This window comes from Kitasatospora nipponensis (genome assembly GCF_039528135.1).
GTDB lineage: Bacteria > Actinomycetota > Actinomycetes > Streptomycetales > Streptomycetaceae > Kitasatospora > Kitasatospora nipponensis.
Window position 1 is genome coordinate 1 of record NZ_BAAALF010000664.1, and the last position, 760, is coordinate 760.

At 67.4% G+C, this 760-nt stretch carries 2 protein-coding genes; one reads left to right on the forward strand and one right to left on the reverse strand.

The window, feature by feature from the left end:
* Positions 1–234, reverse strand: a 234-nt coding sequence (locus ABD323_RS42580) for a TetR/AcrR family transcriptional regulator (RefSeq protein ID WP_344447414.1), incomplete at its 3' end; no start/stop codon positions are given.
* Between the two features lie 168 nt (positions 235–402).
* On the opposite strand from ABD323_RS42580, the gene ABD323_RS42585 reads away from it, so the two are divergent.
* A partial coding sequence (locus tag ABD323_RS42585) for an MFS transporter (RefSeq protein ID WP_344447415.1) occupies positions 403–760 on the forward strand: 358 nt, incomplete at its 3' end.

Here is a 760-nt window from a genome sequence, read left to right on the forward strand (position 1 = left end):
CACCGCGCCCACCAGCACCGCCTCGTTCGCGGCGTCCTCGTCGAAGACCAGCGCCTCCTTGCCTGCGAAGTGCTTGAAGAGGGTCGTGGTGGAGACGTCGGCGGCGTCCGCGATGTCCTTCACCCCGACCTTGTCGTACCCGCGCTCCAGGAAGAGCTGCAGGGCCGCATCGGGCAGCGCCTGGCGGGTGGCTGCCTTCTTCCGCTCACGGCGGCCCATCACTGTGTCGGTCATGACTGGATCGTACCTCCTAGGTGCCTCACTCAAAACATTGCCTCGTTGCACTTTTGAATCGAGTGTGCTGTTCTGGTGGGGCACGAGTGGCCGGACACCGCCACTCCCCACCTCATCGCGCTCCCCTCCCTTCCGCACACCTTCGGCGCCACCGAAAGGACGTCTGTCGTGTCTACGTCATCCCCGACCCCTCCGGTCGGCGCACCCCCCTCGGAGCCGGGCGCCACGCCGGGCAACATCCGCTGGACCCTGGTCGGCGTGATGCTCGGCATGCTGCTGGCCATGCTCGACAACACCATCGTCAGCACCTCGATGCTGACGATCGTCGGCGACCTCGGCGGCCTGGACCACATCTCCTGGGTGGTCACCGCGTACGCGCTCGCCACCGCCGTCTCCACGCCCGTCTGGGGCAAGTGTGGTGACCTGTACGGGCGCAAGCACGCCTACCTCACGGCGATCGCGGTCTTCCTGGTCGGTTCGGTCGCCTCCGGCGCCGCCCAGTCCATGTCGCAGCTGATCGCCTTCC